At 68.8% G+C, this 24,332-nt stretch carries 23 protein-coding genes; 16 read left to right on the forward strand and 7 right to left on the reverse strand.

The features are described from left to right. Positions 1–316 precede the first annotated feature (316 nt). From ACFXJ5_RS33730 to ACFXJ5_RS33755, 6 genes are all read left to right on the forward strand, one after another. Positions 317–1,300 carry an alpha/beta fold hydrolase gene (locus ACFXJ5_RS33730; RefSeq protein WP_384639748.1) on the forward strand — a complete coding sequence of 328 codons (984 nt, stop codon included), beginning with the start codon at positions 317–319 and terminating at the stop codon, positions 1,298–1,300. A gap of 490 nt (positions 1,301–1,790) precedes the next feature. Next, positions 1,791–3,470 (forward strand): xylosidase, encoded by a 1,680-nt coding sequence (locus tag ACFXJ5_RS33735; RefSeq protein WP_384639750.1) that lies wholly within the window; start codon positions 1,791–1,793, stop codon positions 3,468–3,470. A gap of 139 nt (positions 3,471–3,609) precedes the next feature. Beyond that, positions 3,610–4,353: a class I SAM-dependent methyltransferase gene (locus ACFXJ5_RS33740; protein WP_384639752.1), complete on the forward strand. Its 744-nt coding sequence runs from the start codon at positions 3,610–3,612 to the stop codon at positions 4,351–4,353. Positions 4,354–4,489: 136 nt separating this feature from the next. Next, positions 4,490–4,627: a hypothetical protein gene (locus ACFXJ5_RS33745; protein ID WP_384639755.1), complete on the forward strand. Its 138-nt coding sequence runs from the start codon at positions 4,490–4,492 to the stop codon at positions 4,625–4,627. Positions 4,628–4,631: 4 nt separating this feature from the next. After that, entirely contained in the window at positions 4,632–6,794 is a 2,163-nt protein-coding gene (gene helR, locus ACFXJ5_RS33750; RefSeq protein WP_384639758.1) for an RNA polymerase recycling motor ATPase HelR, read from the forward strand. 444 nt (positions 6,795–7,238) lie between these two features. Continuing rightward, the gene (locus tag ACFXJ5_RS33755) at positions 7,239–7,970 is read left to right on the forward strand and encodes a DUF4184 family protein (RefSeq protein WP_384639761.1); all 732 of its coding nucleotides are present in this window, start codon (positions 7,239–7,241) and stop codon (positions 7,968–7,970) included. On the opposite strand, the gene ACFXJ5_RS33760 is transcribed toward ACFXJ5_RS33755, so the two are convergent. Next, a complete protein-coding gene (locus tag ACFXJ5_RS33760) occupies positions 7,955–9,721 on the reverse strand; it encodes a hypothetical protein (RefSeq protein ID WP_384639764.1) in 1,767 nt (588 codons plus the stop codon). The genes ACFXJ5_RS33755 and ACFXJ5_RS33760 overlap by 16 nt on opposite strands. Before the next feature lie 411 nt (positions 9,722–10,132). Beyond that, complete coding sequence (locus ACFXJ5_RS33765) at positions 10,133–10,453, reverse strand: hypothetical protein (protein WP_384639767.1); 321 nt, start codon at positions 10,451–10,453, stop codon at positions 10,133–10,135. 235 nt (positions 10,454–10,688) lie between these two features. Here ACFXJ5_RS33765 and ACFXJ5_RS33770 point away from each other — a divergent pair, with 235 nt between their 5' ends. Together ACFXJ5_RS33770 and ACFXJ5_RS33775 are read left to right on the forward strand one after the other, a co-directional pair. After that, positions 10,689–11,306: a dihydrofolate reductase family protein gene (locus tag ACFXJ5_RS33770; RefSeq protein WP_384639770.1), complete on the forward strand. Its 618-nt coding sequence runs from the start codon at positions 10,689–10,691 to the stop codon at positions 11,304–11,306. 362 nt (positions 11,307–11,668) lie between these two features. After that, positions 11,669–12,106, forward strand: a complete 438-nt coding sequence (locus tag ACFXJ5_RS33775; RefSeq protein ID WP_384639773.1) for a GNAT family N-acetyltransferase — start codon at positions 11,669–11,671, stop codon at positions 12,104–12,106. A 73-nt stretch (positions 12,107–12,179) separates the two neighbouring features. On the opposite strand, the gene ACFXJ5_RS33780 is transcribed toward ACFXJ5_RS33775, so the two are convergent. From ACFXJ5_RS33780 to ACFXJ5_RS33790, 3 genes are all read right to left on the reverse strand, one after another. After that, positions 12,180–12,914, reverse strand: a complete 735-nt coding sequence (locus ACFXJ5_RS33780) for a hypothetical protein (RefSeq protein ID WP_384639776.1) — start codon at positions 12,912–12,914, stop codon at positions 12,180–12,182. An 18-nt stretch (positions 12,915–12,932) separates the two neighbouring features. Continuing rightward, the gene (gene lpdA / locus ACFXJ5_RS33785; RefSeq protein WP_384639779.1) at positions 12,933–14,333 is read right to left on the reverse strand and encodes a dihydrolipoyl dehydrogenase; all 1,401 of its coding nucleotides are present in this window, start codon (positions 14,331–14,333) and stop codon (positions 12,933–12,935) included. A 159-nt stretch (positions 14,334–14,492) separates the two neighbouring features. Further along, complete coding sequence (locus ACFXJ5_RS33790; RefSeq protein WP_384639781.1) at positions 14,493–15,014, reverse strand: MarR family winged helix-turn-helix transcriptional regulator; 522 nt, start codon at positions 15,012–15,014, stop codon at positions 14,493–14,495. Positions 15,015–15,203: 189 nt separating this feature from the next. On the opposite strand from ACFXJ5_RS33790, the gene ACFXJ5_RS33795 reads away from it, so the two are divergent. From ACFXJ5_RS33795 to ACFXJ5_RS33810, 4 genes are all read left to right on the forward strand, one after another. Then, a complete protein-coding gene (locus tag ACFXJ5_RS33795) occupies positions 15,204–15,596 on the forward strand; it encodes a nuclear transport factor 2 family protein (protein ID WP_384639783.1) in 393 nt (130 codons plus the stop codon). A gap of 33 nt (positions 15,597–15,629) precedes the next feature. Continuing rightward, positions 15,630–16,055: a nitroreductase/quinone reductase family protein gene (locus ACFXJ5_RS33800; RefSeq protein WP_384639786.1), complete on the forward strand. Its 426-nt coding sequence runs from the start codon at positions 15,630–15,632 to the stop codon at positions 16,053–16,055. Positions 16,056–16,131: 76 nt separating this feature from the next. Then, entirely contained in the window at positions 16,132–16,890 is a 759-nt protein-coding gene (locus tag ACFXJ5_RS33805) for an SDR family NAD(P)-dependent oxidoreductase (RefSeq protein WP_384639788.1), read from the forward strand. Between the two features lie 159 nt (positions 16,891–17,049). After that, positions 17,050–17,664 carry a GPP34 family phosphoprotein gene (locus ACFXJ5_RS33810; RefSeq protein WP_384639790.1) on the forward strand — a complete coding sequence of 205 codons (615 nt, stop codon included), beginning with the start codon at positions 17,050–17,052 and terminating at the stop codon, positions 17,662–17,664. A gap of 245 nt (positions 17,665–17,909) precedes the next feature. Here the strand turns inward: ACFXJ5_RS33810 and ACFXJ5_RS33815 are convergent, their stop codons facing one another. After that, complete coding sequence (locus ACFXJ5_RS33815) at positions 17,910–19,157, reverse strand: ThuA domain-containing protein (RefSeq protein ID WP_384639793.1); 1,248 nt, start codon at positions 19,155–19,157, stop codon at positions 17,910–17,912. A gap of 213 nt (positions 19,158–19,370) precedes the next feature. Here ACFXJ5_RS33815 and ACFXJ5_RS33820 point away from each other — a divergent pair, with 213 nt between their 5' ends. Both ACFXJ5_RS33820 and ACFXJ5_RS33825 read left to right on the forward strand, forming a co-directional pair. Next, positions 19,371–19,958 carry a hemerythrin domain-containing protein gene (locus ACFXJ5_RS33820; protein ID WP_384639795.1) on the forward strand — a complete coding sequence of 196 codons (588 nt, stop codon included), beginning with the start codon at positions 19,371–19,373 and terminating at the stop codon, positions 19,956–19,958. Between the two features lie 54 nt (positions 19,959–20,012). Then, positions 20,013–20,168 (forward strand): hypothetical protein, encoded by a 156-nt coding sequence (locus ACFXJ5_RS33825; RefSeq protein ID WP_384639797.1) that lies wholly within the window; start codon positions 20,013–20,015, stop codon positions 20,166–20,168. A gap of 17 nt (positions 20,169–20,185) precedes the next feature. Here ACFXJ5_RS33825 and ACFXJ5_RS33830 read toward each other — a convergent pair whose 3' ends face one another. Beyond that, entirely contained in the window at positions 20,186–21,544 is a 1,359-nt protein-coding gene (locus tag ACFXJ5_RS33830; RefSeq protein ID WP_384639800.1) for a discoidin domain-containing protein, read from the reverse strand. 484 nt (positions 21,545–22,028) lie between these two features. On the opposite strand from ACFXJ5_RS33830, the gene ACFXJ5_RS33835 reads away from it, so the two are divergent. Continuing rightward, the gene (locus ACFXJ5_RS33835; RefSeq protein WP_384639803.1) at positions 22,029–23,684 is read left to right on the forward strand and encodes a xylosidase; all 1,656 of its coding nucleotides are present in this window, start codon (positions 22,029–22,031) and stop codon (positions 23,682–23,684) included. 133 nt (positions 23,685–23,817) lie between these two features. Then, positions 23,818–24,332, forward strand: a 515-nt coding sequence (locus ACFXJ5_RS33840; protein ID WP_459253997.1) for a carbohydrate-binding protein, incomplete at its 3' end; no start/stop codon positions are given.

Below are 24,332 nucleotides of genomic sequence, written 5' to 3' on the forward strand. Positions count from 1 at the left end.
AACGGCGGCGTTCAGCTACTCGTCATCGCAGCCCATCGCCCAGCAACGGGACGTGCCTGACGTTCCTGCCGACCTCGCACCGGCTCCACCTGCACGAATCCTGAGCAGATCTGGATAACGATCCCTGTGTGGCTCTTTGCGGCGACGGAGGACCGGCCCGGGTGGCCTTGGGCCACGCCCCGGGCCGGCAGCGGCCCCAGGGGGAAGACCTCGGGGCCCGGCCACCACGCGTCGTACCACGCGCAACGGCTCCTGGCCTGCGGTTCCCGGTGCCGGCCCGGTGGCGGACAACCGCGCCCCCCGGCAGGCTCGTGCCATGCGACACCGTCTACTCGTCGGGGTGCTGGCGCCGACCGCGGCGGCCCTGCTGCTGCTGTCTGCTTGTGACACCGTCCCGGCCGGCCGCACCGCAACGGCGAGAGCGGCCGCCTCCGCGGTTTCGACGGCGACACCGGCTGCGACGACCAATGACGAGGCGCGGCAGGTGGACATCGGCGGCGGCCGGAAGATCTATCTGCACTGCCGGGGAAGCGGCAGCCCGACCGTCGTCCTCGTGTCGGGGCTCCACGACTCGTCCGACACCTGGAGCATCACCGACACCCGCCCACCGGTGCCGAAGGCGCCCGCGGTCTTCCCGGGCGTGGCGCAGTTCACCCGTGTCTGCACCTACGACCGGCCCGGAACGGTCCGGTACACCCAGCCCCCCGCCCTCACCAAGCGCAGCACCCCGGTGACCGGTACACGCTCGCTCCCGGACATGGCGCAGGACCTCGACAAGGTGCTGACGTCGGGGCAGGTGCCGGGCCCCTACCTGCTGGTGGGCCACTCCTTCGGCGGAATGGTCACACGGTTGTACGCACAGCAGCACCCGGAACGGACCAGCGGCCTCGTCTTCGTCGACTCGTTCGGTACGAACATCAAGCCGCTCTTCGGCACGGACTGGGCCGCGTACGTGCGACTGCTCAACCGTCCCGGCACGCCCTTCGACGACGACCCGGCATTCGAGAAGGTCGACATCGACGGGGCCGTCGCCGCGGTCGACCGCGCCGGTCCGCTGCCGAAGGTACCCCTCGGCGTCATCAGCAAGACGGAACCCTTCGCCGCCCCCGCGGGAACCCCGAAGCCGCTTCTGACGCGACTGGAACGGGCCTGGCCCCGGGTGCAGCAGGCGCTGGTGGAACTGGCACCGCAGACCCCTCACCTGCTCGCCACGGGCAGCGACCACTACGTACAGGTCCACGACCCCGACCTCACCATCAGCGCGATCAGGCTCATCGTGGGCCGGGCGGCGCACGGATGATCGTGCGCATCCAGGGCGCCATGGCCCAATTCGACTACTACCGCCAGGCCACGGACGTGCCCGCACGTGGAGCGGTCACTGATCCCGTTCGCTGAACGGTTCCTCACCCCGCAACCCACCGTGCCCCTCACTCCGGGCACTCCCCCTCGCCTGCGCCGGTCCGCACCGCCACCACCTGCCCAACAGGCCCGCCACACCTGCGAACACGCCTTCAGCGCCGCCTGCGCGTGTACGGCACCGCACCGCTCATAACTAAAAACCGGGGAAACGAGCCGTTTCCCACACCCGCGCCACCCGCCTTGACCCACGGTCACCCGCGCCCGTTGAATCCCTGTCGACGGCCGCGACCGCCTGTTCCAAGGGCCTGGCGCAGGGTGCGCCGCTCACGAACTCGACGCGCCTGGCCGTCCCTCATCCCCCACCGCATCCGCTACCGGACGGCCCTGCCGAATCCGAGCGGCCAGACCTCCCCCACACGGAGAACCACACCATGCCGCTGTCCCACCGCAAACAGATCTGGTCGCGCCGCAAGGTCCTCACCACGGCCCTCGGCGGTACCGCGGCCGCCGCGGCCGGCGCCTTCGGGATCGCCAGGGCCGCCACCGCCAGCACGTCGGCCAGCGCCGCCGGCGACGTCGTCGGGAAGATCAGCGTCGGTTACCAAGGCTGGTTCGCCTGTAGCGGCGACAGCGCGCCGATCAACTGCTGGTGGCATTGGAGCCCCAACGCCCAGCAGTCGCCGTCCCCGTCGAACACCGGTATCAAGTCCTGGCCGGACGTGCGGGAATACACCACGACGTACAAGACGGCCTACGCCAACCTCGGCAACGGCCAGTCGCCGTCGCTGTTCTCCTCCTACGACCAGCAGACGGTCGACACCCACTTCTCGTGGATGCAGGAGAACAACATCGACACCGCGGCGCTGCAGCGCTTCAACCCCGTCGGCGGCGAGGGCCCGACCCGCGACGCGATGGCCACCAAGGTACGCAGCGCGGCGGAGTCGCACGGCCGCAAGTTCTACATCATGTACGACGTGTCCGGCTGGACGAACATGCAGTCCGAGATCAAGACGGACTGGACCAACAAGATGAAGGCGCACACCGCGTCGTCCGCGTATGCCGTCCAGAACGGTAAGCCGGTCGTGTGCATATGGGGCTTCGGCTTCAACGACAGCAACCACAACTTCTCGGCCGACGCCTGCCTGGACGTGGTCAACTGGTTCAAGTCCCAGGGCTGTTACGTCATCGGCGGCGTGCCGACCTGGTGGCGTACCGGCACCAGCGACTCGCGCGCCGGGTTCAGCGACGTCTACCACGCCTTCAACATGCTGTCCCCGTGGCTGGTCGGGCGGATCGGCAGCATCAGCGACGCGGACAACTTCTACACCAACGCGACCGTGCCCGACGCCGCGGACTGCGCGGCGCACGGCATCGACTACCAGCCCTGCGTGCTCCCCGGCGACCTGCAGGCCCGGCAGCGGGTACACGGCGACTTCATGTGGCGGCAGTTCTACAACATGGTCCGCGCCGGCGTACAGGGCATCTACATCTCGATGTTCGACGAGTACAACGAGGGCAACCAGATCGCCAAGACCGCCGAGTCGCAGTCCTGGGTCCCCACCAACTCCAGCATGCTCACCCTCGACGAGGACGGCACCGCCTGCTCCTCCGACTACTACCTGCGCCTCACCGGCGACGGCGGAAAGATGCTCAAGGGCCAGATCGCGCTCACCGCCACCCGCCCCACCTCGCCGGTCGTCAGCTCCGCGGCCGCGCTCAGGACCATCACGCTGCGCGCCCGCGCCAACAACGACTACGTGACCGCCGAGAACGCCGGCGCCGACCCGCTCATCGCCAACCGCACCTCCGCCGGCCCCTGGGAGCAGTTCGACGTGGTCGACGCCGGCAGCGGGAACATCGCGCTGCGCGCCAAGATCAACGGCAAGTACGTCACCGCCGAGAACGCGGGCGCCGACCCGCTGATCGCCAACCGCGCCTCGATCGGCGCGTGGGAGACCTTCAAGCTGGTCACCAACTCCAGCGGCACCGTCAGCCTCCTCGCCCGGATCAACGGCAAGTACGTGACCGCCGAGAACGGCGGCGACAAGGCCCTCATCGCGAACCGCACCAGCATCGGCACGTGGGAGCAGTTCGACCAGGCCACCGTGTGAGTCCGGCCCGGGTCCGGTCCGACTCCCCCCCGGACCGGCCCCGGGCCGGCTGTTCAGCCGACAGCCGACGACGGGACCACGCCATCGGTCAGGCGAAAACCCGTTCGCGGTTGCCGGCAATCGGCGCAATGCTGTCGCGATGCGCGCAGAGACCGCTTACCACGACGAGCTCGGCGACTACTTCGCGAAGAACGCCGACACCAGCCCCTACAACGCCCACACCGACCGGCCCGCGACGCTCGCACTGGCAGGGGACGTTGCGGGGCTGAGGATTCTCGATGTCGGCTGCGGGGCCGGGCACTACGCGGGCGAACTCCTGGCGCGTGGTGCCGAGGTGGTGGGAATCGACGGCAGCGCAACCCTCCTGAGTCATGCGCGGGAGCGATTGGGCGACCGAGCCGAGCTGATCCTGCACGATGCAGAGAAGCCGCTGGACTTCATCGACGACGCGTCGTTCGACGGGTCCGTGTGCGCATTGATGCTCCACCACGTCGCCAACCGGGCGCATCTCCTCGGCGAGCTGCGGCGAGTCCTGCGTCGGGGCGGGTGGCTGCTGGTCTCGACGACCCACCCGACGGCTGACCGGCGGCGCTTCGGCGGCTCGTACTACGCCAACGACTGGGTTGACCTCCCCCTCGCCGGCGGCACGTTGGCAATCCGCTACCAACGCATGCCGCTGGAGACTTCCTGGGCGAGCTGCTCGCCGCCGGGTTTCTGCTGGAAAGTCTCGTCGAACCACGCCCAACGCCTGGTCTCCGAGAAGTTGACGAAACGTCCTACACCAAGCTCCACCAAGCTCCGTGCTTCCTCACCGTCAGGCTCCTGCGGCCCTGACAGCTCGTGCCGATGCGCGGAGGGCTTGTCCGTCCAGAGCGGACGATGAAGGCAAAGAGGAGTACCCACTCCTTGCCACTCTCAACTTATAGCGCACTGGGGGGCTTGCGGCAAGGCCCCGGCCGTGGGGCAGAATCGCGGGCCGAGGTCAGAACCTGCAGAAATGGGAGATTCACGAAGTGCGTGTGGTGCTGTCGGTTTACGGGTCGTGCGGTGACGTCGAGTCGGTGGAGGGACGCGCACTGCGGGTGCGGGCACTCGGCACCGAGATGCGGATGTGCGCGCCGCCGGCCGTCGCGGCAGCGGCCTCGGACCGGAGCTGATGACATGAACCCTCTGACCTCCAGCGCGTTCGACCTTCCCGACCGCCTCTCCCCCAAGGCCGACCCGGCGCTGATCGACGGCGACGAGCAGCACTTCGCGGCCATCTCGGAGAGCCTCGATCAGGCGATCGCCGAACTGTCCGACCGCCTCGTGGCCGAGCGCAAGGCGCCCGGCGGCATCGGCCGGGAGGCGATGGACCGGGACACGGAGATCCACCGCCTGACCGGTCGCCTGCGCACCTTGCGTCGCTTCGGTCTGGACCTGTGCCTGGGACACATCGTCCGTGCGGACAGCCCCGAGCCCGTGTACATCGGACGCCTTGGCCTCACCGACAGCGCGGGGCGTCGGCTGCTGCTCGACTGGCGCTCCCCCGCGGCCGAGCCGTTCTTCGCGGCGACCCACGCCAACCCGATGGGTCTGGCGAGCCGCCGCAGGTACCGCTGGGCCCGCGGCCGGATCAGCGACTACTGGGACGAAGTGTTCACCGCCGACGGGCTCGAGGGGCACGCCGCGCTCGACGACCAGTCCGCGTTCATCGCCGGCCTGGGCAGCAACCGGTCGGCTCGGATGCGCGACGTGCTCGCCACCATCCAGGCCGACCAGGACGCCGTCATCCGGGCGGGATCCCGCGGCGCTCTCGTCGTCGAAGGCGGTCCGGGTACGGGCAAGACCGTCGTCGCCCTGCACCGCGCCGCCCACCTCCTCTACTCCGACCCTCGCCTCGGTCACCGTCGGGGCGGTGTGCTGTTCGTCGGTCCGCACCAGCCCTACCTGGCCTACGTCGCCGATGTCCTGCCCAGCCTCGGCGAGGAGGGCGTGCAGACCTGCACTCTGCGCGACCTCGTCACCGAGGGAGCCGGAGCAGCGATCGAGACCGACCCGAGCGTGGCCCTTCTGAAGTCGTCCGCGGACCTGGTGAAGGCGATCGAACCGGCCGTCGGCATCTACGAGGAGCCGCCCACCGAGGGGATGACGGTCTCGAGCCACTGGTCCGACATCTGGCTGAGCGCTCACGATTGGGCGACGGCGTTCGATGCGGTGGAACCAGGTACTCCGCACAACGAGGCGCGCGACCAGATCCGGGAGGAGCTGCTCACGATCCTGATGGACAAGGACGACAGTGACGCCCCGCCCGACCTGCTCCGCAGGTCGCTGCTGCAGGGCCGAGAGCTGATCAGGACCCTCAACCGCGCGTGGCCGATGCTCGAAGCGAGTGACCTCGTCGGAGATCTGTGGTCGGTGCCCGCCTACCTGCGCAAGTGCGCTCCCTGGCTCGGCCCCGATGACGTTCGCAAACTGCAGCGCAAGGACGCCCAGGCCTGGACGGTGTCCGACCTGCCGCTCCTGGACGCGGCTCGGCAGCGGCTCGGCGACCCGGAGGCGTCAGTACGCAAGCGCCGGCACGACGCCTCTGTCGCCGCCGAACGTGCGCGCAGGGCCGACGTCATCGACGGCCTGCTGGAGGCCGACGACGACGGCGAAGGTGCAGTGACGATGCTGCGCGGACAGGACCTGCAGGACACCCTGATCGACGAGAGCGCACTGCCCGGCACCGAACCGGAACCTCTCGCCGGCCCGTTCGCGCACATCATCGTGGACGAGGCTCAGGAACTGACCGACGCCGAGTGGCAGATGCTGCTGCTCCGCTGCCCGTCCCGGAGCTTCACCATTGTCGGTGACCGCGCCCAGGCCAGGCACGGGTTCACGGAGTCGTGGCAGGAACGGCTCGAACGGGTCGGGCTCGACCGGATCAACGTGGCCTCCCTGAGTATCAACTACCGCACGCCGGAAGAGGTCATGGCGGAAGCCGAGCTGGTCATCCGCGCTGTGCTCCCGGGCGCCAATGTGCCGACCTCCATCCGCAGCAGCGGCATTCCCGTCGTGCACGGATCTGTTGGCGATCTGGACTCGATCCTCGACACCTGGCTCGCTGCACATGCCGAGGGAATCGCCTGCGTCATCGGCACTGGTGACACCGGCGGTGGCACGTTCCGGGCGACATCGCGCGTCCGGTCGCTGACGCCGGAACTGTCGAAGGGGCTCGAGTTCGATCTGGTCGTCCTCATCGACCCGGAGACGTTCGGCAAGGGCATCGAAGGAGCCGTCGACCGCTATGTCGCGATGACCCGCGCGACCCAGCAACTCGTCATCCTCACGAGCTCCTGACGTCGGCCACACTCTCGCCTCACCGGCCGGCCCCGGTGCGGGTGACCGGCGCCGAACGGCCTCGCCGCGGACAGGGCGTACGGCAACGGCCCCTCTTCTTCGTTCCCGCTCCGGCGGCGGGCCCGGCTACGTGGTTTCACGGATACCCCCGCAGCCAGGGGTTGTGCCAGGGTCGTGCGTACTCCCGGCATTCACCGGGTGTGTCTCCGCCGGGCAGACCGGAGTCGAGGGGCAACCGGGCTGTGAGGCTGGTGATCCGCGACCGCCTGAGGAAAGGCGGTCCGCCCGGGGCGCGGTACGCGCCGTTGCTTGCCAGAGTCACCGCTACCGCGTGGCGACCCCGACGCCGCTGCTGCAAGCGGCCGAGGCCTGCAGCCCGGCGGGTCCAACTGTGGGGTGTGCAGGGGCGGGAGGCGTCGGATCCGAAGAAGCAGGTGACGAGCTGTGCCACTGACTTTCCCGTCTCATGCCGCCGCCGTGATGCCGTTGAAGATGCGGCGGCCGCACTGGTTCGACGGCGTCGCGCTGGTGGTCGGATCCACCGCGCCGGATCTTCCTTATGCGGTGGGCGCGCCGTTGTTGACGTACGGGCACACGTGGGCGGGACTCGCCTTGTGGGGAGTCCCCTTGAGCGTCGTCGCCACTCTGCTCATCCGACGGTCGGCCCCTGTCGTCGCCGCGCATCTGCCGGGCTGGTGGGGAGAGTACGGAGTCCTGGGACAGATCCGCCACCGTTGGCACGTCACGGTGGTCTCGGCGTGGATCGGCGCGGTCACCCACCGGCTCTGGGACGACGTCACCCACGACCGGCTGGCCGGGACGTCACTGGGCTTCGCCGTGCTCGGCAGACCCATGGTGCCCGGCATACCCTGGTGGGTCGCGTTGCACACGGCCTCCACACTGATCGGAATCGTCGGCTGGGTCTGGGCGACCGTCCACATCGGGCGCCGCGGACTGCTGAGGCGCTGGCATGGCTCGCCTCCCCAGGTCGTACGGCGGCCCGTGCTGTTCTGGACGTCGGCGGCGGTGACGACAACGCTCGGCGCTGTCGCCTCGATGCTGCTCCCCGACGGTCGTATCCCGATTGTCTTCTTCGAGCGGCTGCTGTGCGTGTCTGCGGGTGCGTTTGTGGTGACCGCCGCCATCATCCGGCGCACCGCTCAGGAAGCCGCGTGAGCGGTGAGGGGGATGGTGGCGGTGGTGATGGTCATGGGCGTGCCGGTGACCGCGATCAGGTAGAAGCTGGGGTGCTTGCCGCCGGGCGGCGCTCGGAAGCCGCCCGGCGGCCTCACGACGTACGTGGAGGAGGCGTGCGGGGCGAGGGATGCCGGGCCGGAGGTGATGGACCACCAGTTGGAGGCGCCCTGACCGGTACGGCTGGCGAAGTGCGGGGTGAGAGTGGTGCCGGTGGTGTTGACGGCCCGTACGACCATGCTGGTGATGCCGCGGTGGGGGCTGTTGGTGAAGTGAGGGGCGAGGCTCAGGCGCAGTGGGGGTGGGCTGGCGGCGGCGATGCCGACGCACAGGACGGCGGGGGCGAGTAGCCCTGCGGCCAGGGCGGCTTTGGCGTGGTGGCTGGTCAGGCGTGGGATGCGGGGCTGCCAGGCGGTGGCCAGGGCAGAGCCGGGGACGGTGGCGGCGGCCGCAAGCCACAGCGGGGTCATCATCAGGAAGTAGCCGTCCTGCGAACGGGTGGCGAGGTAGAAGGACAGCCAGGGCAGGACGGTGAGGGCCGGGCCGAGTCGCCGGACGAAGAGCAGGGTGGCCGCGAGCAGGCCCAGGAGCAGCAGCAGGCTGCCGTAGGAGTAGAAGTCCAGGCGGCTGCTGCCGTCGGTGAAGTAGTACGAGATGCCCATGATGCCCTGGCCATGCAGGATCGCATTCTGGGTGATGGGGAGCAGCAGCCCGCGCAGCCAGTCGTGAAAGTCCTGTACGGCGAAGTACGCGTTGACGGCGGCCCAGGTCAGGGCAGCGGTGCCGGTGTAGCGGGCGACCACGGCCAAGGCCGGCCGGCGGCCGAGTTCGCCGCGCCGGACGGCGTACAGGCCGATGAGTAGGAACGGGGCGAGGAACCAGGCGAGTTGCTGGGCGGCGCAGGCGGCGCCGAGGCACGCCGCTCGCAGCACCCCGTTGCGGCCGAGCCGGCCGCCTGCACCGGTGGCGGGCCAGCGGACCACCGCGGGGATGAGGAGGGCGAGGGCGACGATGGCCGGATACCCGGAGCGGGCGTAGCCGGGCAGGATGCCGAAGCCGAGGCACACGGCGGTGGCCGCCGGCCGCCAGGGCAATGGCAGCAGCAGCCACAGCGCGACGGCGCCCGCGAGCAGCGCGCCGGTGGTCACCATGGTGGCGGCCGCCGTCGAGTGGACGACGGCGTGCACGGGGGCGGCGAGCAGGGCGGTCAGGGGTGGGTAGCCGTAGGTGTAGTCCGCGCCGCCGCCCATCGTCTTGGTGATTCCGACCTTCGCGGTGCCGAAGAGCCATGGCCAGGGCTCTCCGTAGATCGGGTGGCCGTGCAGTATCTCGCTCGCGGCCTTGGCGGTCAGCACGCCCTCGTCGGTACCGGCGTGGCTGAGCCAGTAACCGCAGACCACCAGGACGACGGCCAGCACCAGTACGCCCAGATCCACCCGGGCCAGCGCCCGCCGGCCTCGTACGGCGAGGGCGAGGACGCCGCAGACCAGGATCCCCGCGTAGCAGACGGAGATGATCGCGGCGACCGGCGGGTGGGACGTCATCGCCGTCGTCCAGGCGGAGCGGGTGCCGATGAACAGGCTGACCGTGGCGATCAGCGTCATCCCCCGGTGCAGCTGCTGCGGCGCGGCGTCGGAGACACCGGGTGTCCGGGGCACCGCCGGTTCCACCGGGGCCGGCACGTCGTGCCGCCGCAGCCTGATAGCGCCGCCGGTGCGAGGGCCGTCAGCCATGGCGATTGTCTCCTCTTTCCGTCCCCGTCCCCGTCGCTCGGCAACCGCAGCCGGCCGGGTTTCCTCATTTCAGCTACTACATCCTGTAGATGAGAGTTCGGCCTGCGAGGTTCCATCGAGGGAAGGTCACGCGCTCATGAGAAACGACACCGAAGCCGGCCGCATCCCGCACCGATGCGAATGATTCGCTCCGATCGACCCGTCCCGAGCGCAATCCGTGGCCCCTGAGCAGCGACAACGTGTAACGGCCCCGCTACCTCCCGCGACCTTGATCGGTGGACGCGGGATCCCCGCCCCCCGCGAGCGCCGTCGTGACGCGACCCGAGAAACGGCACAAGTGATGCGAGGCCGTACCGATCACCACGCGAACCCTCAACCGTGCCCGGGCTCGCTATGAGGCCGGCTGACTGATCATGCTTCGTCGTGGTGGGTGAGGCGGCCGTCGGTGAATCGCCAGTGGCGCTGGTGAGGGGTCAGTCTCCAGGTCTCGTCGGCAGCGATGGCCTGCGTGATCCATTCGTGCAGTTGTGGGAGTGCATGCCCTTGGAGAACGGCGCGGGTGGCGGCCCGTGCGGTGGCGTCGACCGGGTGGACGTCTATACGGAAGCCGACCATGTCCGGGTGGGTGCCACGGCCGTGGTTGACGGGATGCGGAGCGATCCATTCGGCTCCCAGGACGATGGTCCCGCTGTCGTGCCCGGTGAGGAACCGCAGGTCCGTGACGCGGGTCATGCAGGTGCCGAGACACTCGCTGATGTCAGTAGTCGTCAGGGGCCAGGCACGGTGCCGGGGCAGTCTTCGATTTCGTGCGGACATGGAAAGAAGGATGGCAGCGCCACGGCCGGTCCTCATGGCGGCAAAGCGTCGGTGGTCCTCTTCCTCGCGGGGCGGTGCCGATGAGTTCAGCCGGACTGCGTCGTCTACTGGCCGAGTAGGGAAACACCGACGACTTCTGTGGAGAGCCATCGTGAAGAAGATCATCGCAGATCTGTTCATCTCGCTCGACGGCGTCGTAGAGGCGCCTGACCAGTGGCACTTCCCGTACTTCAACGACGAGATGGGGGCGGCCGTCGGCGCCACCGTGGGCGCGGCCGACACGTTGCTCCTCGGTCGTAAGACGTACGACAGTTTCGCCGGGGCGTGGCCGGAGCGGGAGGCGGCCGGCGGGGAGGACGCCGTTTTTGCCAAGGGTCTCGGGGATGCCCGGAAGATCGTCGTGTCGAAGCAGCCGCTCGAGTTCACCTGGCGGAACTCCGAGCTGCTCAAGGGCGATCTCGTCGAGGCGGTCACCGCTCTGAAGAGCGAGCCCGGCACCGGCCCCATCGGTATGAGCGGCTCGGTCTCCGTCGTCCGTCAACTGCTCGACGCGGGGCTGCTGGACGAGCTGCACCTGCTGGTGCACCCGATCGCCCTCCGCAAGGGCATGCGGCTGTTCGAGGAGGGCGAGGCTCCCATCCCGCTGAAGCTGATCTCCTCCGAGACCTTCCAGACAGGCGTGCTGAACCTCGTCTACGCCCCCGCCGAGGCAGCCGGCTCGGCAACCTATGACGACGCCAAGACCCACCTGCCCCAGCCCGAGAAGTAGCCGGTGTCCGCCGGGCCCGGGCGCCTCATGGCCCCGGCGACCGGTCCGTGCTCGTCGCTCGTCGCCGCCGCGGTTTCGGCCGGGTCGCCGACCCGCTGGATGGCCAGGGAGGACACCGGGGCCTTACGGCCGAGGTCCCGCGGGCAGGACGACACCGCCAGGGGTGGCCGAAGGTCAGGTCGACGCCGGTGAGGTCACAGCCGGCGGGCCACAGGCGCGCCGCGGTCGTGGTGTCGGCCAGGTGGTCCCGGACGGGTTCGATCCTGGGCCTGCCGCGCAGCCCGAACGCCCCGGGCCCCACCTCTGGCCACCGCTCACGTGCGGGCCCCTTGCGTCGTGGCGTGGTCGGTAGGGTGGTGATCATGGGCGCTGAAATCGAGGTTGTCGGCGAGGCGAGCGACGAGGTGGTGGCGGCCTTCGCGCAGTTGCTGCCGCAACTGTCGCGTACGGCCGTGCCGCTGGACCGTGAGGCGGTGACGCGGATGGTCGCCTGCGATGCGACCACGGTGTTGGTGGCCCGGGTCCGCGGGGAGATCGTCGGCTCGCTGACGTTGGTGATGTTCCCCGTTCCGTCCGGCCTGCGGGCCCGGATCGAGGACGTGGTGGTCGACGGGGCAGCGCGGGGACATGGAGTCGGGGCAGCGCTGACCGAGGAGGCACTGCGTCTGGCGGATCGTGCGGGCGCCCGGACTGTGGATCTGACGTCACGTCCCTCGCGGCCGGCGGCGAACCGGTTGTACGAGCGGCTCGGGTTCCAGGCCCGCGAGTCCCGGGTGTACCGGTTCTCGGTGAGCAGGTAGGTCAGGTCAGGTCACGCACGGCCTGCCGTGTCCGGAGTGGTCCGGGTGCCAGGTCGCGATCCTGGCCGGGCTGTCAGTTCAGGATGTTGACGGCCCGGGCGACCACGAGGACCACGGTCACCAGGGAGACCGAGGACTGCAGCATCATCAGCATCTTGGCCCAGCGCGACAGCGGCATCACGTCGGTCGGGCTGAAGGCGGTGGAGTTGGTGAACGACAGGTACAGGTAGTCCAGGAACGCGGGCTCCCAGTCCGGCGGCGCGGTCTCCGGGCTCTGCATCTGTACGAAGAGGAAGTCGGCGAACTGGTGGTGACCGCGGACCCGAGCCATGGGTCCGCCGCGGTCCCACTCCCAGTACCACAGGGCGAACACGATGACGTTCGTCAGCCAGATGCCGCCGCCGGTCAGCAGCAGCGGCCCGGCGTCCGTCCCCTCGGTGCCGTTCACCAGGCCCACCACCAGCCGGACCGCCGCCCAGCCGTTGGCCAGGCTGATCACGCCGATCAGTGCCAGCCCCCACCACCGCAGCCACCGGGTCCGGGGCTCGACCCGGCGGGGGTTCGCGGCGATCAGGCCGGCCAGCAGCACCAGCTCCAGGACCGGCAGCGCCCAGAACGGCTGGAGTGTGAGCCGGTGCGGCAGCATCAGCTGGAGGGCGACCGCCACCAGGATCACGGCGGTCACCGCCCAGCGCGGCTCACCGTGTGTCGCCCGGCGCCACGCGGGTGCTACATCGCGGCCGCCGTTCTCCAGCAGCCGCTCGATCCTGGCCAGGCGGCTCTCGGCGTTGTCCATACCGTCGGTCATGGCGACGATTGTCCCCGGTCACATGTTGATCATGTGACCGGCCAGCCCGTGGATGGCCTCCTTGACCGCCTCGCCGAGCGTCGGGTGGCCGTGCACATTGCGCGCGACCTCGTGGACGGTCAGGTCCCACTGCTGGGCGAGGGTCAGCTCCGGGAGGAGCTCGGTGACCTCGGGGCCGATCAGATGGGCGCCGAGGAGTTCGCCGTGCCGGGCGTCGCTGAGGATCTTGACGAAGCCCGCGGTGTCGCCCAGTCCGTGCGACTTGCCGTTGGCGGTGAACGGGAACTTCGCCACCCGGACGTCGAAGCCCTTCTCGCGGGCCTGTGCCTCGGTCCAGCCGAAGCTGGCGATCTGCGGCTGGCAGTAGGTCGCCCGGGGGATCATGACGTAGTCGAGTTCCATGGTCTCCGCGTCGGCGATCGTCTCGGCCGCCACGATGCCCATCGACTCGGCCGCGTGGGCGAGCATCAGTTTCGCCGTCACGTCGCCGATGGCGTAGATGTGCGGGACGCTCGTGCGGCAGCGCCCGTCGATGTCGATCGCGCCGCGGTCGGTGAGCTTCACGCCGGTGTTCTCCAGACCGTAGCCCTGCACGCGCGGCTGGAAGCCGATCGCCTGCAGCACCTTGCCGGCCTGGAGCGTCTGCCGCTGGCCGCCCATGGTCACCATGACCTTGACCGAGTCGCCGGAGTCGTTGATCGCCTCGACCCGGGTGGAGGTCAGCACATCGACGCCGAGCCGCTTGTAGCGGCGGGTCAGCTCCGCGGAGACCTCCTCGTCCTCCAGCGGGACGATGCGGTCGAGGAACTCGACGAGGGTGACGTGGACGCCGTAGTTGTGCAGTACGTACGCGAACTCGACGCCGATGGCGCCCGCGCCCGCGATGATGATGCTCTCCGGGAGCGTGTCGGACAGGATCTGCTCCTCGTACGTCACCACGCGCTCGCTGAGCGAAGTGCCGGGCAGCAGCTTCGTGGTGGCGCCGGCGGCGATGATGCAGTGGCCGAAGGTGACGGTTTCCGTGCCGCCGTCGGTGAGGGCGACCTGGAGGGTGTGGTCGTCGCTGAAGGTGCCGTGGCCGGTGTACTGGGTGATCTTGTTCTTCTTCATCAGGTAGTGGACGCCCTTGACGCGCCCGTCCGCCACCTTGCGGCTGCGGGTGAAGGCCTCGCCGTAGTCGAAGCTCACCTCGCCGTTCACGCGGATGCCGAAGGTCTTGGCCTCCTGGGTGAAGATGTGGGCCAGCTCCGCGTTGCGCAGCAGCGCCTTCGACGGGATGCACCCCACGTTGAGGCACACGCCACCCCAGTACTTCTCCTCGACGATCGCCGCGCCGAGGCCGAGCTGGGCGGCCCTGATCGCCGCGACATATCCTCCCGGGCCGGCGCCCAGGACCACCACGTCAAAGTGTGCACTCATGGCGGTCAGCCTAGTACTCCGGCCCTAGATGCCGATCTTGTTCGTCGGGCGTGGTGTGGAGGGCGGTAGGTAGGGGGTGCCGACGACTCCCCCGTCGTCCGGCGGACTCCGCCCCCGTCATGGCTTCTCGGGCCGACAGCGGCCGGAGGTGAGCGTTCACTACTCGGCGGCACCGGCTCCCGGCCCGGTGGTCGTGCGCGGGGCCGGTTTCGGCGGCGGCTCGGCCAGCCCTGCCCATGGCGGGGAGTCACTCTCGCCGGCGCCCACGTTCCCGGCGAGACGGTGCAGGAGTCCGGTGAGGTTGTCGCGGTCGGCGTCGGTCAGTCCGTCGTTCAACCTGCGGTCGAAGGCCAGGGCGGCCCCGCGCATGCGCAGGAAGGCCTCCTCGCCGGCCTCGGTCAGCTCGACCACGTGGATCCGCCGGTTGACGGTGTCGCGCCGTCGGGTGATCAGGCCACGTGTGTCCAAGGCGTTGAGGTGGTGCGTGAGGGTGGCTTCGCGTACGCCCACCGCCTCGGCGAGTTCGCGCTGGTTGCCAGGCCGGCGGATCTTCAGATTCAGCAGGATCAGCCATACGGGCAGCGATCCACCGGCCTCGTCGAGGGCGTCGTCGAACGCCCGGCTGACAACCCGGGCGGTCTGGCTCAACTCAAGGCCGATGGGAGAACGGAACGACTGCATGGGCAAACCCTAGCATTGACGTCGAACCATTTGACGTCTAATCCTTAGATGCCTACGCTTCTAGAGAGGGCGGTCATCACGTCATCCGCCGTCGCCGGCAGCACGGGAGGAGCCACGGGTCGGAACCGCCCATCGACCACCGCGGCGGCCCCGCCCTGCTCCCACGCCACTCCCCCATGAAGGAGCATCATGACCACGCTCGACGAGCAACTCACCGCCTGGGCAGGCGCGGAACTCAAAGGTGACGCCCACGCCCTCGGCACCCTGCTCCACCCGGACTTCCTCGCCGTAGGCCCCGTCGGCTTCGTGCTCAACCGCGAGCAATGGCTCCAGCGGTTCACCGACGGCCTGAACTACACCGCGTTCGCCTTTGCCCCCGACACCGACACCAGGTACATCGGCGGCAACGCCTTCGTGATCGGCACCCAGACGCAGCAAGGCAGCTACCGGGGGCACCCCATCGACGGAATCTTCCGGGTCACCCTCGTCTTCACCGGCGACCCCGAGTGGCGGATCGTCGCCGCCCACATCAGCCTGCGCACCCCACCCGGCGCCCCGGCCCACAGTGCGCCGCCGGCATAAGCACCGACCCATGTCGAGAGAGGGAACACACTCATGACCGCGAGGCACTACCTGCGCCCGCCCTGGGCGGCGCGGGTCATCGGCGGGCGCATGGCCCGACTGTTCAAACCCCAGGTCGTCAGCCTGCTCTCGGTACCCGGGCGCAGCACCGGCATCTGGCATTCCACACCGGTGGCCGTTCTCAGGTGCGACGGCCAGGAGTACCTGCTGTCCGCGTACGGGGACACCGAATGGTCGCGCAACCTCCGCGCGTCCGGCGCGGGTCGCCTCACCCACCGAGGCCGGGTCGACCGGTTCACAGCCGTCGAGGTCCGCCCGGACCAGTTGCCGCCGCTCATCGACGACTACCTGCGCCAGTTCGGCAAACTCCCCAACGTCGCCCGGACCTTTCGAGCCCTGCCCGACCCGGCCGACCATCCGACGTTCCGCATCACCATCACCGGCGACGATCGACAGTGACGTCCGACCCCGGCGCGGCGGCGCTCGCCACCACGCGGCCCCCGCACCACATACACGCTCACACTGGAGACACCCCATGACCAGCCTGCGGGACCAGGTCGCATTGATCACGGGCAGCTCGCGCGGTATCGGCGCGGCCGTCGCCACGCTCTTCGCCGGTGAGGGGGCCCGCGTCGTCGTTCACGGACGCGACGCGAAGGCCCTCGAATCAGTCCGCGCGCACATCGAGGCCACGGGCGGACAGGTGCTGGCCGTCACGGCCGATCTCACTCGATTCGATGAGGTCGAAGCGATGCGCGAGCGCATCGAAGCAGGCTTCGGCCCGGTCGACATCCTCGTCGCCAACGCAGGGGGCAGCCCCGTCCGCCCCGGACCTGTGGAACTGATCAGCGAACAGGACTGGCACGCCACCATCGACGGCAACCTCACCGCCACGTTCCTCACCGTCAAGAGCCACCTGCCGGGCATGAAACAGCGCGGTCACGGCAACATCATCACCCTGTCCTCGGCGGCCGCCCGGCGGCCCAACCCCGGCTCCCCCGTCGCCTACGCCGCAGCCAAGGCCGCCATCGAACTGCTCACCAAGGACCTCGCCGCACAGGCCGGCCCGCACGGCGTACGCGTGAACTGCATCGCCCCGGAAACCATCATGACCGAGCGAAACGAGCAGCAAATCCCTGAAAACGTCCAGCAGTCCCTGATCGCCAACCATCCCATCAGACGCCTTGGCACCCCCCAGGATGTCGCCCAGGCCGCCCTGTACCTCGCCTCGGACACCGCCTCGTGGATCAGCGGCATCATCCTCGACGTCGCCGGCGGATCCGTCCTGGTCTGACCCAGATCGTTGTGGAACCCCCGATACGGCCCGGGGGCAGCCACGGACTCCACGGTGCCGGAACAGGCGGTGCCGTGTCCTTCACCGACGGGCGGGGTCTCCGCGAGGGACAATCGGTGTGGCGGGCCGGTTGCCGATGCCCCTGATGTGGAGCTGTTCATGACTACACCGCGGGACCTTGTGATCGTTGCCATGGACAGGCCGTCCAGCCGCGCCGTCGAGCGAGGCGACCTGTCGCTGGCGCTCGCGGGGGCTGAGCTGATCGACCTGCTGGGCGCCGACGCCGTCAGGCTGGAGGGCGATCACATCGTGCCCAATCCGCCGCGACCGATCGCTGACCGCCTGTTGGATGAGGCAGCGTCCTCGATTGCCCAGCAGGAGCCCTACGACTCGGTCGACGACTGGCTGTGGCGCAGGGGTCGCGGCCTGTCCGCCGCATATCTGGCCGCCCTTGAGGCAGAAGGGCAGGTCACCCGGCAAGGACACCGCCGCTGGATCCTGTTCCGGACCAGCGAGATGGTGCTGGTCGATTCGCCCGCCCGCCGTCGCGCAGGCAACCGCTGGGCAGCGGACGAGCCCAACGTCGCCGCGCTGGCGGTGGCCATCGGCATCCGCGACAAGCGGACCGAGGACTCACCGAGCGTGGCCGACGACGCGGCGGTGACCGTCCTCACCGCCGTCACCGACGCCCTGGCCGAACTGGCGGACGAACGGCAACGGCGAGCCCGGAGGCGCGACGAGGCCACCAAGAACAACTACCGACGAGGCTACTGACGACCGCCCACGCAATCGGTCAGCCGGCAGCCGCTGCAGGAAGCGATGCCTCGAAGAGGGCGGCAAGCCGGGCGCAGCGCTCGGTGAGCAGCTTGGCGAAGGCCACGGCGCGCCGGGCGGTCCAGTCGACACTCTCCGGGAGTTCCTGAGGAAGTTGCCGGCCGGCAGCTGACGGGAACGGCGGCTTCGGTCGGACCGGTCGGCGCGCGGGACGCGGGGGGACCCGGGCTCCGCGCGCCTCACCGTCAACTGGGCAGGGTCCAGCTTTGGTTGGCTCCACCCGAGCAGGACCAGATCTGCAGACGGGTGCCGTTGGCGGAGCTGTTGCCCGTCGCGTCAAGGCACTTCCCGGACTGGGGGTTCACCAGCGAGCCGTTGGCGCCGGGCTGCCACTTCTGGGAGCCGGTGCCGTTGCAGTCGTACAGCTGCACGGTGGTGCCGTTGGCTGTGCCCGCCGATGTGACGTCCATGCACTTGCCGAGCGCCTTGAGCGTACTGTCCGAAGCCACCGTCCAGGTCTGCGCGCCGGAGGCGTTGCAGTCGTAGAGCTGGACCGCGGTGCCGTTGGCGCTGTTGGCTCCCGCGACGTCGACGCACTTGCCGCCGTAGCCGTGGATCGGGCCGGTGGCGTTTGTGGGCGGCGGGGTGACGGGGCCGGTCTGGCCGCCCAGCCAGCGCAGGCCCTGGAGCAGAAGTTGGTTCTGCTGGGCGCTGGCGAAGGTGGATGACAGGGCGGTGTTGGTGGAGTAGTCCATCGCGTTGTGGCCGAAGTTCGCGTAGATCATCTTGTAGTTGCGGTTCGACCAGACGATCGGGTAATAGCCGCTGTACCAGGTCTGGTTGGGGTCGGTGCCGATCGGGAAGGTGGACTGATCCATCGACGCCAGGATGTCGATGGCCGGGTTCTGCCGCAGGTCGTACTGCCAGCTGTACCACTCGCTGACAGAGGACGCGATCGTGGAGGACAGGCCCGCGGTCGCCGCGTGGTTCGAGTCCTCGATCTTCAGCGTCTCCGCGGTCGGGCCCCAGGTGTTGGTCTGGAAGGTGCCGGTGCCCAGGAAGGTGTTGTGGTACCAGGACCAGTCGCTGGAGTTGGTGTTGAACGCCGCGACGTGGAAGCCCATCCAGCCGCCGCCGTTGTTCATGTAGGTCTGGAAGGCCGACTGCTGGGCGACGGTGTGCGGGTAGTCGTCGAGGAACAGCACGACCTGGTAGTTGGCCAGGTTCGTGGTGTTGAGCTGGCTCCAGTCGGTGGTCGCGGTGTACGAGAAGCCGTACTGCGCCCCTTGTTGCGGGAACCAGGTGTTGGCCTCGTGGTCGAAGCTGATGTGCGCCGCGTCGTACGTGCCGTCGTAGAAGGCGATCACCTTGAACGTGGTGGCCGACTGCGCGGCGTTGGCCGGTCCGGCCTGAAGGCCGAGCAGTACGGCGAACAGGGCGAACAGCCGTAACAGCGTGCGGGACCAGGGAATTTCCGTGCGAGGTCTGAGCATGTGGGGGGCCTTCCTCGTTTCGACGGGTCGGGTGCACCTGGGCGCATTCAAAGGTCTAGACAATGTTCATGTCAATGACCCCGGTGCACCAATGCGACCCTCTCACCGAGCGCTGATGCCGCCGTGCCCCCGGGTTTGCCTGATCCGATCGCGGTCAGGCGATCTGTGGGGAACGAAGCCCGCTTCCTCCCCCCGGGAAAGGAGATCAAGGCCATGAGCAGCGCGAAGTCAGAACGCGAGCAGGCGGCGAAACTGGCGTCGGGCGACGTCGTAGGCATCCTGCTCCAGCAGCACGCCCGCATCCGGGATCTCTTCGGCGAGGTCAGGACCGCGAACGGCGATCGGAAGAAGCAGGTCTTCGACGAGCTGAAGGCCGTACTGGCCGTGCACGAGACAGCCGAGGAGATGATCGTGCGGCCGGCGGCGAAGAAGGCGGCCGGCAAGGCGGAGGCCGACGCCCGCAACCACGAGGAGAAGGAAGCCAACAAGGTCCTCGCCGAACTGGAGACGATGGACATCGGCAGCGCGGCGTTCGACGCCCTGCTCGCCGAGTTCGAGCAGTCCGTGATCGACCACGCCGAGCACGAGGAGCGGGAGGAGTTCCCCGCCGTGCGCCGCGAATACGACGAGGTCCAGCTCCACAGCATGGGCAGCCGCCTTCTCGCCGCCGAGAGGATAGCCCCCACCCACCCCCACCCCACAGCGGCCGGCTCCCCCGCCGCTCAGTGGACCGCCGGCCCCTTCGCCTCCCTCCTCGACCGGGCCAAGGACGCGATCAAGTCCGCCACGCCCGGTAACTGACCCCCTCCCCCGGCTGTGGCCCGGCACCCCTCGGTGCCGGGCCACAGCCTTGCCATGCCCGGCCCGGGTCAGGCCTGCCGGCACGAACCCATCGTCGCCGCCATCGAGGCCGGTGACACCGAGGCCGCGGTGCAGGCGGTACGGCACCACCATGAGGCGATGCTCGAGCACCTGCACCGCAGCAGGCCGGAGACAGCAGCAGACGGCTGACCCCGAACGGCTCCTCGTCAGCCGAAGACCTTGAGCTCGTAGATGCGGGTGGCGGGGTCGGTGCTCTGGGTGGGAGTGGTGACGTTCAGCCGTACGTAACGGGCGAACGTGCCGGTGAGGGTGTGGGTGGTGGTGCCGGCGGTGTTGGCGTCGGCTTGGGCGACGGTGGTCCAGGTGGTTCCGTCGGTGGAGACCTGCACGGTGTAGGCCTTGGTGTTGTACGAGGCGGACTCGCCGCCCGCGCCGGCGTGGTCGATCTCCAGACCGCTGAGGGAGTACGCGGAGCCAAGGTCGACGGTGAGCTGCGACGGGGAGGCGAAGGAGCAGAACTTGTCGCTGTTCCCGCCACTGACACTGCCGTTGACGGCTTTGGCGGGGGTCTCGTTGCTGTTGCACGGGGCACTGCCCGTGACGCTCTTGCCGAGGGCGAGGTCGGTGGGGCCGGTGCCGCCGCTGCCGTTCATCGCGGCGCTCACCGAGGCGGCCCACTGCCAGGGCGCGCTGGTGCCGCCGGGCTCGGAGTTGAAGTACTCCCAGCCGGCGACGCCGCCGAAGGAGGGGTACTTGGCGGTGAGGGCGGCGAGGGTGTTGTTGAGGGTGGTGGGATCGACGTAACCGCTGCCGCAGTTGGCCGGATTGGTGAGGGTGCCCGCGACGACCTTGTCGGCGGGGACGACACCGTGGTTGATGATCGCGTCGTAGCCGCTGGTGGAGCTCAGCGAGCCCCAGCCGCAGTAGAACTGGGCGTTGAACCAGCCGATGGAGCTCGCGCGGTCGCGATAGAGCTGGTCGTAGCTGAAGCCGGAGAGGTTGCCGCCCCCGCTCAGCGCGGTGGCCACCGGCGCGAGGGTCACGATGAAAGCGGAGCCGAAGTCGGTGTGGAGCTGGTCGATGAGCCGCTCCACGCCGCCCAGGGACATGGACTCCTCGACGTCCAGGTCCAGGCCGTCGAGGTGGTACGTGGACACGACGTTCTTCAGCAGCGGGTAGTAGGTGGCGAAGTCGGTGTCCAGGCGCTGGAAGCTGCCCTGGGCGGCCCCGCCGACCATTCCGATGGCGTGTACGCCCTTGGCCTGCATGGCGGCGACGTCCGTCCACATCTGGCCGAACTTCGCGTCGCCGGGCGGGTCGTCGTTCAGATGGACCGAGCCGTCGCCGTTGAGGTGGAAGGCGCCGATCAGCAGGTCGGTGGCCCCGGTGCTGTGATCGGTCAGGCCCAACGGGGAGACGTAGGACCCGTTGTCGTACTGCGTCTGGTAGTAGACCACGACCCGCTTACCGCTTGCCGCGGCCGCCGGTATCCCGCTGCCGAACAGCACGGCCGTGGCCGCGACTAATCCGGCCACCAGACCGGCGAGGGTTCTCCTGACAGTCATGCCTTGGCCTCCTTGGCCTTCGGACGGCCGGGAGCAGTCGGTCGCGGTGGCGACCAGCCAGCCCGAGCCGAGTTGACAATGTTGTCATTGATGCTGCTGATGTTGTAGAGGCCCTCGATGCGAGGCCCAGCGTGCCGCACGCCGTTTCCCGATGTGTTGAACCTGTGAATCCGGTCATCCGATCTTTCCCGGTGAAACAGCCACCGCAACACCTCGCGCATCACAGGAAATTCCTAGGTATCGCGGGCAAAGCAATCTGTTGGTCCAGACCTCTTGACGGAATGTTTGATTCAGCAGTTGAATCCCCGCAGACCTCAAACCGCAGATGCAGTAGCGCTCAGCGTGGTGTGCGCCGGGACCGGCCCGCACCTCCCCCACCGCAAGCCAGTGCAAACAACGCGGAAATCTTGCATGGATTTGCGGGCCGTTGCGCCCGCTTACGGCCCGGGACGCTGAGTTCAGCTGTTGAACATCGGAGTCAACCATGGGTGTGTCACGTCGTACGTTCCTGACAACGGCGGTCGGCGGTTCGGCTGCCGCGGGGCTCGCTGTGCTCGGCCTGGCTCCGGGCGCCTCGGCGGCGAGCGCGCCGGGAGACGTGGTCGGGAAGATCACGGTGGGGTACCAGGGCTGGTTCGCCTGCATCGGGGACGGTGCGCCGATCAACGCCTGGTGGCACTGGAGCCCCAACTCCGGTCAGGCGCCGTCCCCGTCTAACAACGGCATCAAGTGTTGGCCGGACATGCGCGAGTACACCAAGACGTACCAGACCGGCTTCGCCGCGCTGGGCAACGGCCAGCCCGCGACGCTGTTCTCGTCGTACGACCAGCAGACGGTGAACACCCACTTCCTGTGGATGCAGCAGAACAACATCGACACCGCTGCCCTGCAGCGGTTCAACCCCACCGGCAGCGAGGGCCCGACCCGGGACGCGATGGCCACCAAGGTGCGCAGCGCAGCCGAGGCGTACGGCCGGAAGTTCTACATCATGTACGACGTGTCCGGCTGGACGAACATGCAGTCCGAGATCAAGACGGACTGGACCAACAAGATGGCCGCGCACACGGCTTCGTCGGCGTACGCCAAGCAGAACGGCAAGCCGGTCGTCTGCATATGGGGCTTCGGCTTCAACGACAGCAACCACCCCGCCACCGCGGCCGCGGCCCTGGACGTGATCAACTGGTTCAAGTCCCAGGGGTGTTACGTGATCGGCGGCGTGCCGACCTGGTGGCGCACCGGCAACAACGACTCCAAGGCCGGTTTCCTGGACACGTACCACGCCTTCAACATGATCTCCCCGTGGATGGTCGGCCGGATCGGCACCATCAGCGACGCCGACAACTTCTACAACGTGGCGACGGTGCCCGATGTCGCCGACTGCGCCGCACACGGCATCGACTACCAGCCGTGTGTCCTGCCCGGTGACGTCTCGGTGCGGCAGCGGGTGCACGGCGACTTCATGTGGCGGCAGTTCTACAACATGGTGCGGGCCGGGGTGCAGGGCATCTACATCTCGATGTACGACGAGTACAACGAGGGCAACCAGATCGCCAAGACCGCCGAATCCCAGGCCTGGTCACCGAGCAACGGCGGCATGCTGGCCCTGGACGAGGACGGCACCGCCTGCTCCTCGGACTACTACCTGCGGCTCACCGGTGACGGCGGCAAGATGCTCAAGGGGCAGATCGCCCTCACCGCCACCCGTCCCACCCAGCCGATGCTCGCCGGCACGACGCCAGGCGTCGGCTCGGTGATCTCGCTGAAGGCGCTGGCCAACAACCAGTACGTCTGCGCGGACAACACCGGGACGTCCCCACTGATCGCCAACCGTACGACCGTCGGCACCTGGGAGCAGTTCACCCTCGTCGACGCGGGCAGCGGCAACGTCGCGCTGCTCGCCCATGCCAACAACCAGTACGTCTGCGCCGACAACACCGGGACGTCCGCGCTGATCGCCAACCGTACGACCGTCGGCACCTGGGAAAGCTTCCAGCTGATCACGAACTCCAACGGCACCGTCAGCTTCAAGGCCCTGGCCAACAACCAGTACGTCACCGCCGACAACGCCGGGGCGAACCCGCTGATCGCCAACCGGACCTCGATCGGGACCTGGGAGCAGTTCACCATGGCCACCGCCTAGCCCGCCCGGCCATCGGGCCGTACCACCGAGCCGCCCGTCGATCTCTTGGGTCCGGCTTCTCTCTCCCCCGCCCCACCGAGCCTGGCGCTGCCCAGGCACACGTCCGGCCGTCCGTGCCGAAAAGGAGCAACAGGTGTTCCAGTCCATCCGATCCCCGAGGCGAGCACTCGTCTTCGGGGTCAGCGCCGCGGCGCTGGCGGTCGCCGGTGCCTTCGCTGTGATCACCCCGTCGGCATCGGCGGCGACTGCTGCCACTGGTGGCAGCGGGGCGAGCCTGCCGTACGTGGAGGTGCAGGCGGAGAACTCCGCGACCAACGGCACGGTGATCGGCCCGAGTTACACCCAGGGTCAGTTGGCCGACGAGGCGTCGTATCGCAAGGCGACGACGTTGCAGGGCACCGGCAAGTACGTCACCTTCACCACGCCGGTGGCGACCAACTCGATCGACTTCCGGTACAGCATCCCCGACACCTCCAGCGGCTCGGTCTACACCGCGCCGCTGTCGCTGTACATCAACGGCACCAAGCAGTCCAACTTCACCCTCACCAACGCCTATAGCTGGTACTACGGCAGCTATCCGTTCACCAACACCCCGGGCAGCAACCCGCACCACTTCTACGACGAGGCCCACCGGCTGTTCTCCACGAC

The sequence above is a fragment of the Streptomyces sp. NPDC059373 genome (genome assembly GCF_042751495.1).
Taxonomy (GTDB): Bacteria; Actinomycetota; Actinomycetes; order Streptomycetales; family Streptomycetaceae; genus Actinacidiphila.

Coding starts and splice junctions, on each gene's coding strand:
- ACFXJ5_RS33820 (WP_384639795.1), top strand. CDS start 19,371: ATGAGCAGCGCGAAGTCAGAACGCGAGCAGGCGGCGAAACTGGCGTCG.
- ACFXJ5_RS33780 (WP_384639776.1), bottom strand. CDS start 12,914: ATGACCGACGGTATGGACAACGCCGAGAGCCGCCTGGCCAGGATCGAG.
- ACFXJ5_RS33815 (WP_384639793.1), bottom strand. CDS start 19,157: ATGCTCAGACCTCGCACGGAAATTCCCTGGTCCCGCACGCTGTTACGG.
- ACFXJ5_RS33765 (WP_384639767.1), bottom strand. CDS start 10,453: ATGACCCGCGTCACGGACCTGCGGTTCCTCACCGGGCACGACAGCGGG.
- ACFXJ5_RS33805 (WP_384639788.1), top strand. CDS start 16,132: ATGACCAGCCTGCGGGACCAGGTCGCATTGATCACGGGCAGCTCGCGC.
- ACFXJ5_RS33760 (WP_384639764.1), bottom strand. CDS start 9,721: ATGGCTGACGGCCCTCGCACCGGCGGCGCTATCAGGCTGCGGCGGCAC.
- ACFXJ5_RS33810 (WP_384639790.1), top strand. CDS start 17,050: ATGACTACACCGCGGGACCTTGTGATCGTTGCCATGGACAGGCCGTCC.
- ACFXJ5_RS33825 (WP_384639797.1), top strand. CDS start 20,013: ATGCCCGGCCCGGGTCAGGCCTGCCGGCACGAACCCATCGTCGCCGCC.
- ACFXJ5_RS33795 (WP_384639783.1), top strand. CDS start 15,204: ATGACCACGCTCGACGAGCAACTCACCGCCTGGGCAGGCGCGGAACTC.
- ACFXJ5_RS33730 (WP_384639748.1), top strand. CDS start 317: ATGCGACACCGTCTACTCGTCGGGGTGCTGGCGCCGACCGCGGCGGCC.
- ACFXJ5_RS33790 (WP_384639781.1), bottom strand. CDS start 15,014: ATGCAGTCGTTCCGTTCTCCCATCGGCCTTGAGTTGAGCCAGACCGCC.
- ACFXJ5_RS33740 (WP_384639752.1), top strand. CDS start 3,610: ATGCGCGCAGAGACCGCTTACCACGACGAGCTCGGCGACTACTTCGCG.
- ACFXJ5_RS33835 (WP_384639803.1), top strand. CDS start 22,029: ATGGGTGTGTCACGTCGTACGTTCCTGACAACGGCGGTCGGCGGTTCG.
- ACFXJ5_RS33775 (WP_384639773.1), top strand. CDS start 11,669: ATGGGCGCTGAAATCGAGGTTGTCGGCGAGGCGAGCGACGAGGTGGTG.
- ACFXJ5_RS33735 (WP_384639750.1), top strand. CDS start 1,791: ATGCCGCTGTCCCACCGCAAACAGATCTGGTCGCGCCGCAAGGTCCTC.
- lpdA (WP_384639779.1), bottom strand. CDS start 14,333: ATGAGTGCACACTTTGACGTGGTGGTCCTGGGCGCCGGCCCGGGAGGA.
- helR (WP_384639758.1), top strand. CDS start 4,632: ATGAACCCTCTGACCTCCAGCGCGTTCGACCTTCCCGACCGCCTCTCC.
- ACFXJ5_RS33830 (WP_384639800.1), bottom strand. CDS start 21,544: ATGACTGTCAGGAGAACCCTCGCCGGTCTGGTGGCCGGATTAGTCGCG.
- ACFXJ5_RS33800 (WP_384639786.1), top strand. CDS start 15,630: ATGACCGCGAGGCACTACCTGCGCCCGCCCTGGGCGGCGCGGGTCATC.